The following is a 12655-nucleotide window of genomic DNA, read 5'->3' on the forward strand; positions in this document are numbered from 1 at the left end:
GCGTGCATGAAGAAATGCGCACCCTTAAGGGCGAAAAGAACCCGCTCACTATCATCGGCAAGCGTTTCGCCGATGAGGCACGGGTGATCTGCTTCGACGAATTTTTCGTCAGCGATATTACCGACGCGATGATCCTCGCCACCCTGCTGGAAGAGCTGTTCAAGAACGGCGTCAGCCTGGTCGCCACTTCCAACATCGTACCCGACGGCCTGTACAAGGATGGCTTGCAGCGCGCGCGCTTCCTGCCGGCCATCGCCCTGCTCAAGCAGCACACCGAAATCGTCAACGTCGACAGCGGTATCGATTACCGCCTGCGCGCCCTGGAACAGGCCGAACTGTTCCACTGGCCGCTGGATGCCGCCGCCGAGGAAAGCCTGCAGAAGAGTTTCGTCAGCCTGTTGCCCGAGCACTGCGAGGTGCAGGAAAACGAGGCGCTGATGATCGAGAACCGCGCCATCGTCGCGCGCAAGGTCGGCGATGACGTGGCCTGGTTCGATTTCCGCGAACTGTGCGATGGCCCGCGCAGCCAGAACGACTACATCGAACTGGGTAAGATCTTCCACGCCGTCCTGCTGGCTAACGTCGAGCAGATGAGCACCGCCAAGGACGATATGGCGCGGCGCTTTATCAACCTGGTGGATGAGTTCTACGACCGCAACGTCAAACTGATCATCTCTGCCGAAGTGGAGCTGAAAGACCTCTACACCGGTGGTCGCCTGACCTTCGAGTTCCAGCGCACGCTGAGTCGTCTGCTGGAAATGCAATCCCACGAGTTTCTCGCGCGGCCGCACAAGCCTTAACTCAACACGCGTACGCTCATACCTTAAAGCCCGGATCATTCCGGGCTTTGCAGTTGATGGCCAGCTGAAGACAGCCGGGCCGTCTGCGCCCAAGCAGGATAAACTCTGCGCCATCGACTTATTTCAGCGGTTAGCCCTATGACGTTTGCCTCCCTCGGCCTGATCGAGCCACTGCTACGCACCCTCGACAGCCTCGACTACAAAACCCCCACCGCCGTGCAGGCCCAGGCCATTGTGCCGGTCCTGCAAGGCCGCGACCTGATGGCCGCGGCGCAGACCGGCACCGGCAAAACCGCCGGTTTTGCCCTGCCAGTGTTGCAGCGGTTGATGATGGAAGGGCCAGAGGTTGCCAGCAACTCAGTGCGCGCGCTGGTGCTGGTGCCGACTCGTGAGCTGGCCGAGCAGGTGCTGCAGAGCTTTATAACCTACGGCCAGCATCTGCCGCTGCGCAGTTATGCGGTGTATGGCGGGGTGAGCATCAACCCGCAGATGATGAAACTGCGTAAAGGCGTGGACGTGCTGGTGGCCACCCCAGGCCGCTTGCTCGATCTGTTCCGGCAGAACGCGGTGAAGTTCAACCAGGTGCAAACCCTGGTGCTGGATGAAGCCGACCGCATGCTCGACCTGGGGTTTGCCAACGAGTTGGACAGTGTGTTCCGCGCACTGCCGAAAAAACGTCAGACCCTGTTGTTCTCCGCGACCTTCTCCGAAGCGATCCGCAGCATGGCCGGTGAGATGCTCAATGATCCGCTGAGCATTGAAGTCAGCCCGCGCAACGCTGCGGCCAAGTCGGTTAAGCAGTGGCTGATCCCGGTGGACAAGAAGCGCAAGAGCGAGCTGTTTCTGCATCTGTACCAGGCCAAGCGCTGGAGCCAGGCTTTGGTGTTCGTGAAAACCCGCAAAGGCGTTGATGAGCTGGAAGCCGAGCTGCAGCGCCACGGCATCAGCGCCGACTCGATCCATGGCGACAAGCCGCAGGCCACCCGCCAGCGCGCGCTGCAGCGTTTCAAGGACGGCGAGGTCAAGGTACTGGTGGCCACCGATGTGGCAGCCCGTGGCCTGGATATCGACGACATGCCGCTGGTGGTCAATTTCGACCTGCCGATTGTTGCCGAAGACTATGTACACCGCATCGGCCGTACCGGCCGTGCGGGCACCACCGGTCAGGCGGTGTCGCTGGTCTGCGCCGATGAAGTGCAGCTGCTCTCGGCCATCGAAACCCTGACCCAGCAAGTGCTGCAGCGCATCGACGAGCCGGACTTTATCCCCGACCACCGCGTACCGCAGACCCTGCCCGGTGGCCAGGTGGTGAAAAAACCGAAGAAGGCCAAGAAGCCGAAAGTGGTCGGTGGCGGCAAAGGCGGCAGCCTTGGGCGCTGGATGGAAGCCGACGAACCAGCCGCGCCGTCGGTCAAGGTGGTGCGCAAGGTGCCAAGCTTTGGCGGCAAGCCCAAGGGCGGCAGAAAGCCGTAGGGTGGACAACGCGAAGCTTGTCCACCAGATAGGCTAAATGTTCTGTGCAATCCGCCAGAGCACGCCGCTGGGGTCGATGATCACAAAATCGCGCATGCCCCAGGGCTGATCCTGGGGTGGCACCAGGCGTACGCCGAAGCGCTCGCCAAGCTGCTCATCCAGCACCTTCTGCCACCAGGCGTCGACGTTTTCCACCAGCAGGTGCATAACGAAGTTCTCTGCCTGCTCCTTGACGTAGAAGTCCTGCAGTAAAAAAGCACAGTGATCGCCGTGGCTGAAATAGGCCAGGTCATCACCGACCCAGCCGGGTTTGAAGCCCAAGGCACGGTAGAACGCCTGACTCAAGGCGAAATCGCGGGCCGGTACGAAGGTTTTCAGTTCAACGCTTTGCAGCATCGGATGACTCCTGCACGAGTGATGTCGAACAGGCTGATAACGGTTGCGCCGGCCCTCTAACGGGGCCTGGCGAGCAGAGATTAACGGCTGGCCTGCGCCGCTTCCAGTTGCTTCTTGTGGGTCGCGGCGGCAGTCATGTCGTAGATCACCACGCAGATATGCTCCACATCACCCTTGGCCCCGGCCAGCGGCAGCAGGGTGACGTTCTGATACATAAAGTCTTCCTGGCCGGTGATCGGTTGGTAGTTCTTGAAGTGCATCAGGTAGGGGTGCTGCTCCCATAAGCTGAACGCGCGGGTGCCGAGCTGCACCACGGTATCGACCTTGCGCCGTAGCCAGGTTTCGTTAATCTCCGGGAACAGGCTGAACAGGGTTTTACCGTGCACCTCGTCCGGGCCCATGCCCGAATGGTTCTCCATAAAGCTGTTCCATACTTCCACCTGGTACTGGCGGTCGAGGACGATGACCCCGACATCGATGCACTGCACGATATCGAGCAGCCAGTGCACCTCTTGAATATCTATCTGTGCGGGCATGGACGTACCGCCTAGTTCATCAGGTAGTTGATCTTGTTGGTCAGGCGCTTGATCGAGTCTTCGGTAAACAGCAGCAGCAGGTCGAAGTGGATGTTGTGCGCCTCCAGGCTGTAGCTGATTTCCACCGCCAGGGTCTTTTTCCAGCGGCGCTGATTGAGGTGAATCAGTCGCTCGATGGAAGAATGCTGGCCGAGCAATTGCGGATGGCCCTGGGAGAAGCGCACGTCGATCTGCTCGGCAATCCCGGCCAGGCACGCGCCGATCAGGATGCTGGCCAGATCCAGAAGCATTTCCGAGGTTTCCAGGTCATCCTTTGGCTGCCAGTTGAGCAGGCGCGCCATATCGGCGACTTCCGAGTCATGGAACAGCAGCAGCGACTCGCCGGCGATGCCATCGCCAATAAAACCCTGGCACACCGCGCTCAGGCGCTCGCCGCGCATGGCATCGGTCAGGGTCATATGCAGCTCGCTGACCTCGAAGATATTCACCTGCGGCACCGGCAACTGCACAAAGACCCCGAGCGCCTTGGCCAGCAATGCGGCGGCGCGGCCCATGGCGACGTTGGTGACCTCGCGCAGGGCATCGCGGAAATTTACTTTCAGATCATCGAGCACCGCCGCCTGGGCGATGGCGCCAGGCGTGGCTTTGGGGTCGAACAGGCCGAGCTCGAGCAGGGTGGCGCGCAGTATTTCGGGGTCGGCAGGCTTCTTGATAAAGGCCAGCGCGCCGAGTTCCTTGACCCGCCTTACGGCCTCTTCCTGCACATCACCGGAAACCACCACCACCTTGCAGGCCAGGCCTTCGGCGCGTAGCGCAGCGAGGGTTTCGTAGCCATCCATCACTGGCATGGTCAGGTCCAGCAGCATTACCTGGCCCAGCCCTTGGCGTAGCGCAGTCAGCGCTTCCTGGCCATTGGTGGCCTGGCTGATGGTCACTGGCCATTCGGGCGGCAGGGCGCGAATCAACTGCTTGCGCGCCATGTTCGAGTCGTCGCAGACCACTAGAGGGATCACGGCTGGAGGTTACCTGTGCGCGTTGAAGAGCACCGCTCTGGGGCGGTTTCCCTCAAGCATAGTCGCTTGAGATTGTGCGCGGCGGCTTATTCGGCGCGGTACTTGAGCCATTCAAGCATGCCCTGGGCGGCGCGGCGGCCGCTGGCAAAGCAGGCGGTCAGCAGATAACCGCCGGTGGGCGCTTCCCAGTCGAGCATTTCTCCGGCGCAGAAGGTGCCCGGCAGGGCCTTGAGCATCAGCTGGCCGTTCAGTTGCTCGAAGGGCACGCCGCCGGCCGTACTGATGGCTTCATCCAGCGGCCGTGGGCGAATCAGGGTGATCGGCAGGGATTTGATCGCGCTGGCCAGCAGCGCCGGATCATTAAAGGCAGCAGCGCTGGCCAGCTCGCGCAGCAAGGCGGCTTTGACCCCGTCGATCCCAGCCTGGCGATGCAGGTGCTTGGCCATGGACTGCGAGCCGCGCGGTTTGCTCAGGGCCGTCTGCAACTTAGCCAGCGACGTTTGCGGCAGCAGATCGAGGTGTACGGTAGCGCTGCCGTGCTGGTTGATCGTTTCGCGAATAGCCGCCGACAAGGCATACACCAGGCTGCCTTCGATACCACTGGCAGTCAGCACAAACTCGCCCAGGCGCGGTGCTGCAGCGGCCAGGTTAAGGCTGACGTTCTTTAGCGGTGCGCCGGCAAACTTGTCCCGCAGAAACGGGCTCCAGGCGCTGACATCGAAGCCACAGTTGCTCGCCTGCAAGGGCGCGACCTGCACGCCGCGTGCTTGCAGTAGGCTAACCCAGGCGCCATCCGAACCCAGCCGCGCCCAGCTGCCGCCGCCCAGGGCCAGCAGGGTGGCGTCGGCATTCACTGTGCGTTCGCCGGTGGGCGAGGCGATACGCAGCGCGCCGTGGTTATCCCAGCCCAGCCAGCGATGCCGGGTGTGTATTTGCACGCCCAGCTCGCGCAGGCGCTTGAGCCAGGCGCGCAGCAGCGGTGCGGCTTTCATATCGGTGGGGAATACCCGGCCCGAGGTGCCGACAAAGGTGTCGATGCCCAGGTCATGAATCCAGGTACGCAGGGCGTCGGCATCGAAATCCTGCAGCAGGCCGGCTACTTCCGCCTGACGCTGGCCGTAGCGGGCGACAAAGGCCGGCTTGGCCTCGGAATGGGTGATATTCATGCCGCCCACCCCGGCCAAAAGGAACTTGCGCCCCACCGACGGCATGCCGTCGTAAAGATCGACCTGCACGCCGCCCTGGGCCAGTACTTCAGCCGCCATCAGCCCGGCAGGGCCGCCGCCGATAATGGCAACGCGAGGGGCGGGTGGTTGGCGGTTGTCGGTCATGGCGATATCGGGTGGGGATTAATGGTGTGCATTCTAACCGAGGCCGCCGCGACCTTGTCATTTGCCCCGGCTTCGGGCAGGGTCGCGGGGTGAATTTCTGCCTGGAGCCCCTTATGTCTGACCTCTATCCCAGCATCGACCCCGACGGCCTGATCGAATACTCGGTGGTCTACACCGACCGCTCCCTCAACCACATGTCGCAGTCGTTTCAGGGCGTGATGAAGGATATTTCCAGCACCCTGAAACAGGTCTACAACGCCCATGCCATGGCCATCGTGCCCGGTAGCGGTACCTATGGCATGGAAGCGGTGGCGCGTCAGCTGGCCACCGGGCAGAAGTGCCTGGTGCTGCGCAATGGCTGGTTCAGTTACCGCTGGACGCAGATTTTCGAGATGGGCCAGATCCCCTCTGAATCGATTGTGCTCAAGGCTCGCCCGGTAGCTGAGGGTAGCCAGGCGGCGTTTTCCCCGCCGCGGCTGGTCGATGTGCTGGCCGTTATCGCCGCGGAAAAGCCCCAGGTGGTGTTCGCCCCGCATGTGGAAACATCGTCCGGGATGATCCTGCCGGACGGCTACCTGCGCGCCGTGGCGGATGCCGTGCATGCGGTGGGCGGCCTGCTTGTGCTCGATTGCATCGCCTCGGGCACCCTTTGGGTGGATATGCAGGCCTGCGGCATCGACGTCCTTATCAGCGCCCCACAGAAAGGCTGGAGTGCCTCGCCGTGTTGCGCCCTGGTTATGTTGAGCGAAGCCGCCCAGGCCCGCGTTGAAGCCACTCAGAGCACCAGCTTTGCCTGCGACCTGAAGAAGTGGCTGCAGATCATGCACGCCTATGAGCAGGGCGGCCACGCTTACCACGCCACCATGCCCAGCGATGCCCTGGCGCGTTTCCGCGATGCCATGCGCGAGGCCGAAGCCATCGGTTTTGCCACCGTGCGCAACCAGCAGCAGGAGCTCGGCGAACGTGTGCGCGCCTTGCTCGCCAGCAAAGGCTTTAAAAGCGTCGCCGCTGAAGGCTTCGAAGCCCCAGGTGTGGTGGTCTGCTACACCACCGACGCCAGCATCAAAAACGGCAGCAAATTCGCCGCCCAAGGCCTGCAGATAGCCGCTGGCGTGCCGTTGCAGTGTGATGAGCCGGCGGATTTCCAGACCTTCCGCCTGGGCCTGTTCGGGTTGGACAAGCTGGGCAATATCGAACGCACCGTAGCGACCCTGGGGCAGGCGTTGGATAAGGTGTTGGCGGGGTAACCGGTGCCTAACTTTTCTATACGGTGGGTTTCGGCTCGTTATTTGTGTCACTGATGCCCGCTTTGGGATAGCGCTGAGATAGTGCATTCAAGAGCTCGCGCAGGAGTGCTTGGTAGGCATGAAATAGCTTTATTCCCTTTAAATACTCCTGCCAGCAGGCATCGTGAGCTTGATTGAAAGTCAATGGAGCCGTCCCGCCGAAACCGTAACACACGACCTTTTTTGTCGGGTGGTCAACGAGTAGGGCTGTTCCGTTGGGTTGTTCAATTAGCTCGCTCCACGGCTCAATGGAGCGCTTTACGAAGCTGGTTTCACCTTGTTCAAACCGGGGAGCAATTCCGTGGTTGGCCAGATCTCGAAAGTTGTAGCTTGTTCTGCTGAAGGCTTTGTCATCTAAACAAGTAAGCGCCTGTTGAAAAGAAGCGAAGCATCTGTAATGAGCGCCTATGCGCTTGAGTTGTTCTATGCGTTTTTTGCGGTTTAGGTGGCCAGATTGATCCTGATCCAATCGATCCTTGTAGTTTTCTTGAAGCGCTAAATTTGCTTGGTGTATGGCGTTGGTTGCGATTGAGCCAAAGCGCTCGCGCGTGGCACTTGGCTGCAGCATGCAGTAGAAGGCCAGCTGCTCGACATACTGCCGGCGCACATACCATTCCTCACTTCCATGGAACTGCTTGAGCACATCAATCCAGATGGACCAGTCGACCAAGTAACCGTACCAGGCGTGGAGTTGATTGATGGACTCTTTCAGCTCGCTAGCTATGGCTAGCGACATAAACGCGGGGCCCCAGTAGGCCTCCTGAATTTCCTTTGAAAGGTCGTATGGCAATGGATATTCGATAGGGTCAATGAAGACTTCAAGCCTATCCATAAATAACGTATGGGCTGACTCATAAAGCTCACGTTGAGCTTTGCGAGCCTCGCGGCATGGTATGTCGTCGGTTTTTAATGGCATCACTATCACCGTGATTACAAAGCCAATATGAATGCTATTTAAACGCGGTCCAGGGCAAAACGTAGTTTGGGTTGAGCAAAACAATATCCATCAGTAATGCCCTGTTAATCCATTTCCCAGCTCACCTGCTTCTATAACCCATCGGCATTAACTGCCGATAGGTATCGCTGCGCCCAACACCATCCTTCGGTTTAGCCGACCTTTACCGCCTGTAGCGTATAGCTCAGTGGTAGTCGTTCCGGCTGGCTATTCAGCCGCCACTCACCATTCTCACCCAGAGTCATCTGGCCCGGCAGGGCGTCCCAGGGCAGGCTGGTGTGTTCTTCCAGGGCCGTCAGGTTCATGCCGTGGCGTAGCAGCGCGGTGATGATTTCGCCCAGGCCGTGGTTCCATTCGTGGGTAGTGGTGGCAGTCAGTTTGCTGTCGCTGACCACATAGCTGTACTCGTCATTCCAGACCTGTGGCTCGCTATGTTCAAAGTAGGAATGGATCATCTGCAGAGCATCCTGGCGGTCCTGATCGAGCGTCATCAGTACGGGATGCATCTCGCGCAGAAACAGGCGGCCGCCGGGCTTGAGCAGGGCGGCGACATTGCGCGCCCAGTCATCGATATGCGGTAGCCAGTTCAGCGCGCCGATGCCGGTGTAAACCAGATCGAATGATTGCTCGCCGAGCACCTTGGCGGCGTCGTAGACCGAGGCTTCGACAAATTCGATCTGCTCACCGCAGGCATTTGCCAGCTTACGGGCCTGTTCCAGGGAGGCGGATGAGAAGTCCAACCCGCTTATCTGCGCGCCGAGGCGGGCCAGCGACAGGGTGTCGGTGCCGATATGGCACTGCAGGTGCATCGCGCGCAGGCCGCGCATATCGCCAAGGCGCGGCAGATCAAAGCGAACCACCTCGGATAAGTGCGTGGGTGAAGCGATAAACAGCTGAGTTTGGTAATCGGGCGACGCCGCATGCAAGGCGGCGCGCTCGTTCCAGTTGGCTTTGTTCAGGGCAAACGAGTCATCCATGACGGGATTCCATTCAGTGTGTGGGGGATGGCTTATCCAGCGCGCTCAGTATGGCGTGGGCGGCCTTGATTCGGGCAGCGTTGGGGTAGTTCTTGTTGGCCAGCATGACCAGGCCGAGGTTTTGACTGGGGACAAATACGGCGTAGGCGCCAAAGCCGCCGGTGGAGCCGGTTTTGTTGAACAGGCTGTCGCCCGGCTCCAACTCCGCTGGCAGCAGGCGCGTGGCGGGTTGTGCTTCCAGAACCATGGCCGGGGAGTTGCCGGCCTGCAGGCGCTCCAGGCTGATCGGGTAGGGGTAGCGCTCCCAGCCGAGGCCTTGGGTCATTTCGCCGACGCGGTAATAGCCGGTGTGGGTTATGGCGATGGCGCGTTGCAGGTCCTTGGTGAGACTGGCCGGATCAAGGTTGGCCTGGACAAAACGCAGCATGTCCTTGGCGTTGGTTTTCACCCCGTAGGCTTCGGCGTCGAGCATCCCCGGTGAGACGCGCAGCGGCTGGTTGTCCTTGCTGTAGCCGTAGGCATAGCGCGGCATCTGCGCCGCCGGCACCTGGATATAGCTGTGCGACATGCCAAGTGCGGGGAACAGCGTGCCCTCCATCAGTGTGGGGAAGGGTTGGCCCATGCTGCGTGCGGTGAGATAGCCGAGCAGGCCGATGCTGGGGTTGGAGTAGCGTCTGTGGCTGCCAGCCACGTATTCAGGCTGCCACTGGCGGTAATAGGCAAGCATGCTGGCTGGGTCGGTCACGCTGTCGGGAAACTGCAGCGGCAACCCGCCGGCGGTGTAGGTGCCGAGGTCGAGCAGGCTGGCGTGTTCCAGCTTGCTGCCTTGCAGCGCGGGCCAGTGCTGGCCGGCGCTGTCGCCGAGGCTCAGTTTGCCGGTGTTTTGCGCCAGGGCGGCGAGGGTGGCGGTGAGCGGTTTGCTCAGCGAGCCGATTTCAAACAGGGTATCGCTGGTCACGGGCTGCTGGTCGTCCAGCCGCGCCACGCCATAGTTGAAGTAGTGCGCCTGACCGTTGTGGCTGATCGCCACGGCCATGCCGGCAATATCGTGTTCCGCCATCACCGGGCGAATGGTTGCGTCCACCAGCGACTGCAGCGTGTCGGTTGCTGGCGCGGCAGTGGCGCTGCCGAATGTGAGTGCGGCGAGCAGGGCCGACAGGGTGCTGAGTTTTGCGTACATGCTGTGCGAGATTCCTTGGTTGTGGTGATGCGCGATGTGACAGCGCATGTGGTGCTTTTATCCCAGCCTGCGTGCCTGCCAGATTTTGGCGGCGCTGTGATGCAGAATGCCGTGGCGCTGGGCCAGGGCCAGGCGGTCCTTGTCGTAGCCGCCGCCGATCAGTCCGACCACGGGGATGTCGCGGCTCAGGCAGTGGTTGAGCACGGCTTCGTCACGGGCAGCGATGCCGGCATCAGTCAAGTTGAGGTAGCCGAGGGCATCGTGCTGGTGCACATCGACGCCAGCGTCATACAGCACGATATCCGGCTGATACAGCGGCAGCAGGTAGTTGAGGGTGTCGTTGACCACCTTGAGGTAGTCGTCATCGCCCATACCGTTGGGCAGGGGAATATCCCAGTCGCTGGCGGCCTTGCGTGCCGGGTAATTCTTTTCGCAGTGCAGCGACACGGTGATCGCCTCCGGGGTGTTTTCCAGCAGGCGCGCGGTGCCGTCGCCCTGGTGCACGTCGCAGTCGAAGATCAGCACGCATTGCGCTTTACCGCTGGCCAGCAGGTACTGACTGATCACCGCCAGGTCATTGAAGATGCAGAAGCCGGCCGGATGGTCGTAATGCGCATGGTGGGTGCCGCCAGCCAGGTGGCAAGCCAGGCCATGCTGCAGGGCTTGTTCGGCGGCCAGCAGCGAGCCGCCCACGGCGCGAATAGTGCGCTGCGCGAGAGCGGCGCTCCAGGGCAGGCCGAGGCGGCGTTGCTCTTCGTGTGTCAGTTCGCCGCTGGCAAAGCGCTGGATATAGGCCGGGCAGTGGGCCAGGGCGAGCACGTCCGTTGGGCACAGGTCGGGGCGCAGCAGCTCGGCGTCGGTGCTCAGGCCGCTGTCGACGAGGTGATCGCGTAACAGGCGGAACTTCTCCATAGGGAAGCGGTGGCCGGCTGGGAAGGGCGGGCTGTAATCGTCGTGATAGACCAGCGGCAGGCGCATGGGAGCGTGCTCGAGCGAAGATGTGGCGAGTATGGCGGCATGGGTGCGCAAGCCTCAAGTCTGGCTCCCGATTGGCCAGAATGCTGCCATTATTGTCCGCATCCATCTTTCAGTCGGGCCGACAAGTGTTGGCAAAGTCTTTACCATCTCGCCCCCAGTCAGGTGCGTTTACAGGAGAGCATGCATGAGTCAGGTGTTGAATGAGTTGGTCGCCCTGCTGACCCTGGAAACCATCGAAGAGAATCTGTTTCGAGGCGTCAGCCAGGATCTCGGCTTTCGCCAGTTGTATGGCGGCCAGGTGCTGGGGCAGTGCGTTTCGGCGGCCAGCCAGACGGTGGATACCGCGCGGCATGTGCATTCTATGCACGGCTACTTCCTGCGCCCCGGCGATGCCACGCTGCCAGTGGTTTATCAGGTTGAGCGTGTGCGTGATGGCGGCAGCTTCAGCACGCGGCGGGTCACGGCGATTCAGAAGGGCAAACCGATCTTTACCTGCAGCGCGTCGTTCCAGTCCGATGAAGAAGGCTTTCATCACCAGAACCTGATGCCAGAAGTGCCGGGGCCGGAAGAGTTGAAATCGGAAACCGAACTGGCGCGCCTAGTGGTCGATGCCTTGCCAGAGCGCATGCGTGAGCGGGCGGTGAGTGACAAGCCAATCGAAATCCGCCCGGTAACCGTTGGTAATCCCTTTGCGCCCAAACCCAGTGAGCCGGCCAAGCATGTGTGGTTTCGCGCTGCGGGCGAGCTGCCGGATGATCCGCAGTTGCACAAATATCTGCTGGGCTACGCCAGCGACTTCAACCTGCTGACCACCTCGATGCTGCCGCACGGCGTATCGGTGTGGCAGAAGTTTATGCAGGTCGCCAGCCTCGACCACTCGCTGTGGTTCCACGGCAACCTGCGTATGGATGACTGGCTGCTGTACAGCATGGACAGCCCCTGGGCCGGTAATGCCCGTGGTTTCTCCCGTGGCAGCATTTTCAATCGCCAGGGCCAGCTGGTTGCCTCGGTGGCCCAGGAAGGGCTGACCCGAATCCGTGAGGATTGGAAATGAGCCGTGAGGATTGGAAGTGAGTCTGAGCGCTGCCCGCAATTGGGTGTTCGATATGGACGGCACCTTGACCCTGGCGGTGCACGACTTCGAGGCGATCAAGCGGGCGCTGGATATTCCCCTTGAGGACGACATCCTCGGCCATTTGGCGGCGCTGCCGGAAGCGCTGGCTGCGGCCAAGCATGCCTGGCTGCTGGAGCACGAGCGCGAACTGGCGCTGACTGCTGAGCCGGCGCCTGGGGCGATTGAGCTGGTGCGCGAGCTGCACGGCCGTGGTTGCCGTCTTGGCATCCTCACCCGCAATGCCCATGAACTGGCGCTGCTGACCTTGCGCGCCATCGGCCTGGATGACTGCTTTGCCGTGCCGGACGTGATCGGCCGTGACGAAGCGCCGCCCAAGCCAGATCCGGGCGGCTTGCTGCATTTCGCCAGAAGCTGGCAGGTCGCGCCGAGCGAGCTGGTGATGGTCGGTGATTACCGCTTTGACCTGGAATGCGCCCGCGCGGCTGGCGCGCGCAGCGTACTGGTCAATCTGGCGGAAAACCCCTGGCCGGAGCTGGTTGATCATTTCGCCGTGGATTGTCGGGCGTTGCAGCAGGTGTTGTAGCGGACGCGCGCAGTCAGTCGAGTAGCCTGGATAAGCGCAGCGCAATCCAGGACTGCGGGCGCGCGTATCCGG

13 protein-coding genes are annotated in these 12655 nt (G+C 61.3%); 5 read left to right on the forward strand and 8 right to left on the reverse strand.

What is annotated here, in order from left to right; translation table 11 throughout:
- Window positions 1-800: cell division protein ZapE (zapE, locus tag Q8M42_RS18750; RefSeq protein WP_305285204.1), on the forward strand; the 800-nt coding region annotated here is incomplete at its 5' end.
- A 138-nt stretch (window positions 801-938) separates the two neighbouring features.
- On the forward strand, window positions 939-2273 hold the full coding sequence (locus Q8M42_RS18755) for a DEAD/DEAH box helicase (protein ID WP_305285206.1): 1335 nt from the start codon (window positions 939-941) through the stop codon (window positions 2271-2273).
- Window positions 2274-2306: 33 nt separating this feature from the next.
- On the opposite strand, the gene Q8M42_RS18760 is transcribed toward Q8M42_RS18755, so the two are convergent.
- The 4 genes from Q8M42_RS18760 to Q8M42_RS18775 form a co-directional block, all read right to left on the reverse strand.
- Window positions 2307-2669, reverse strand: coding sequence for a VOC family protein (locus tag Q8M42_RS18760; protein ID WP_275961850.1), 363 nt, complete (start codon window positions 2667-2669; stop codon window positions 2307-2309).
- Window positions 2670-2749: 80 nt separating this feature from the next.
- Window positions 2750-3205 carry a PAS domain-containing protein gene (locus Q8M42_RS18765; protein WP_275961849.1) on the reverse strand — a complete coding sequence of 152 codons (456 nt, stop codon included), beginning with the start codon at window positions 3203-3205 and terminating at the stop codon, window positions 2750-2752.
- Window positions 3206-3216: 11 nt separating this feature from the next.
- Window positions 3217-4218, reverse strand: a complete 1002-nt coding sequence (locus Q8M42_RS18770) for a response regulator (protein ID WP_305285211.1) — start codon at window positions 4216-4218, stop codon at window positions 3217-3219.
- Between the two features lie 86 nt (window positions 4219-4304).
- The gene (locus Q8M42_RS18775; RefSeq protein WP_305285213.1) at window positions 4305-5549 is read right to left on the reverse strand and encodes a TIGR03862 family flavoprotein; all 1245 of its coding nucleotides are present in this window, start codon (window positions 5547-5549) and stop codon (window positions 4305-4307) included.
- Window positions 5550-5662: 113 nt separating this feature from the next.
- On the opposite strand from Q8M42_RS18775, the gene Q8M42_RS18780 reads away from it, so the two are divergent.
- Complete coding sequence (locus Q8M42_RS18780) at window positions 5663-6796, forward strand: aminotransferase class V-fold PLP-dependent enzyme (RefSeq protein WP_305285216.1); 1134 nt, start codon at window positions 5663-5665, stop codon at window positions 6794-6796.
- A gap of 16 nt (window positions 6797-6812) precedes the next feature.
- Here the strand turns inward: Q8M42_RS18780 and Q8M42_RS18785 are convergent, their stop codons facing one another.
- The 4 genes from Q8M42_RS18785 to Q8M42_RS18800 form a co-directional block, all read right to left on the reverse strand.
- Window positions 6813-7751 (reverse strand): hypothetical protein, encoded by a 939-nt coding sequence (locus Q8M42_RS18785; RefSeq protein WP_305285218.1) that lies wholly within the window; start codon window positions 7749-7751, stop codon window positions 6813-6815.
- Between the two features lie 191 nt (window positions 7752-7942).
- Entirely contained in the window at window positions 7943-8767 is an 825-nt protein-coding gene (locus Q8M42_RS18790) for a class I SAM-dependent methyltransferase (RefSeq protein WP_305285220.1), read from the reverse strand.
- A gap of 13 nt (window positions 8768-8780) precedes the next feature.
- Window positions 8781-9947 carry a class C beta-lactamase gene (gene ampC / locus Q8M42_RS18795; RefSeq protein ID WP_305285223.1) on the reverse strand — a complete coding sequence of 389 codons (1167 nt, stop codon included), beginning with the start codon at window positions 9945-9947 and terminating at the stop codon, window positions 8781-8783.
- Between the two features lie 57 nt (window positions 9948-10004).
- Window positions 10005-10925, reverse strand: a complete 921-nt coding sequence (locus tag Q8M42_RS18800; RefSeq protein ID WP_305285225.1) for a histone deacetylase — start codon at window positions 10923-10925, stop codon at window positions 10005-10007.
- A gap of 184 nt (window positions 10926-11109) precedes the next feature.
- On the opposite strand from Q8M42_RS18800, the gene tesB reads away from it, so the two are divergent.
- Both tesB and Q8M42_RS18810 read left to right on the forward strand, forming a co-directional pair.
- On the forward strand, window positions 11110-11979 hold the full coding sequence (gene tesB / locus Q8M42_RS18805; RefSeq protein ID WP_305285228.1) for an acyl-CoA thioesterase II: 870 nt from the start codon (window positions 11110-11112) through the stop codon (window positions 11977-11979).
- Window positions 11980-11995: 16 nt separating this feature from the next.
- The gene (locus tag Q8M42_RS18810) at window positions 11996-12583 is read left to right on the forward strand and encodes an HAD family hydrolase (protein WP_305285230.1); all 588 of its coding nucleotides are present in this window, start codon (window positions 11996-11998) and stop codon (window positions 12581-12583) included.
- Window positions 12584-12655 lie beyond the last annotated feature (72 nt).

The organism is Pseudomonas sp. (assembly GCF_030684895.1).
GTDB lineage: Bacteria > Pseudomonadota > Gammaproteobacteria > Pseudomonadales > Pseudomonadaceae > Aquipseudomonas.

Bases quoted from the DNA above. Each gene is read 5' to 3' on its own strand.
- Q8M42_RS18755 (WP_305285206.1), top strand. From the start codon at position 939: ATGACGTTTGCCTCCCTCGGCCTGATCGAGCCACTGCTACGCACCCTC.
- Q8M42_RS18760 (WP_275961850.1), bottom strand. From the start codon at position 2,669: ATGCTGCAAAGCGTTGAACTGAAAACCTTCGTACCGGCCCGCGATTTC.
- Q8M42_RS18765 (WP_275961849.1), bottom strand. From the start codon at position 3,205: ATGCCCGCACAGATAGATATTCAAGAGGTGCACTGGCTGCTCGATATC.
- Q8M42_RS18775 (WP_305285213.1), bottom strand. From the start codon at position 5,549: ATGACCGACAACCGCCAACCACCCGCCCCTCGCGTTGCCATTATCGGC.
- Q8M42_RS18780 (WP_305285216.1), top strand. From the start codon at position 5,663: ATGTCTGACCTCTATCCCAGCATCGACCCCGACGGCCTGATCGAATAC.
- Q8M42_RS18785 (WP_305285218.1), bottom strand. From the start codon at position 7,751: ATGCCATTAAAAACCGACGACATACCATGCCGCGAGGCTCGCAAAGCT.
- Q8M42_RS18790 (WP_305285220.1), bottom strand. From the start codon at position 8,767: ATGGATGACTCGTTTGCCCTGAACAAAGCCAACTGGAACGAGCGCGCC.
- ampC (WP_305285223.1), bottom strand. From the start codon at position 9,947: ATGTACGCAAAACTCAGCACCCTGTCGGCCCTGCTCGCCGCACTCACA.
- Q8M42_RS18800 (WP_305285225.1), bottom strand. From the start codon at position 10,925: ATGCGCCTGCCGCTGGTCTATCACGACGATTACAGCCCGCCCTTCCCA.
- tesB (WP_305285228.1), top strand. From the start codon at position 11,110: ATGAGTCAGGTGTTGAATGAGTTGGTCGCCCTGCTGACCCTGGAAACC.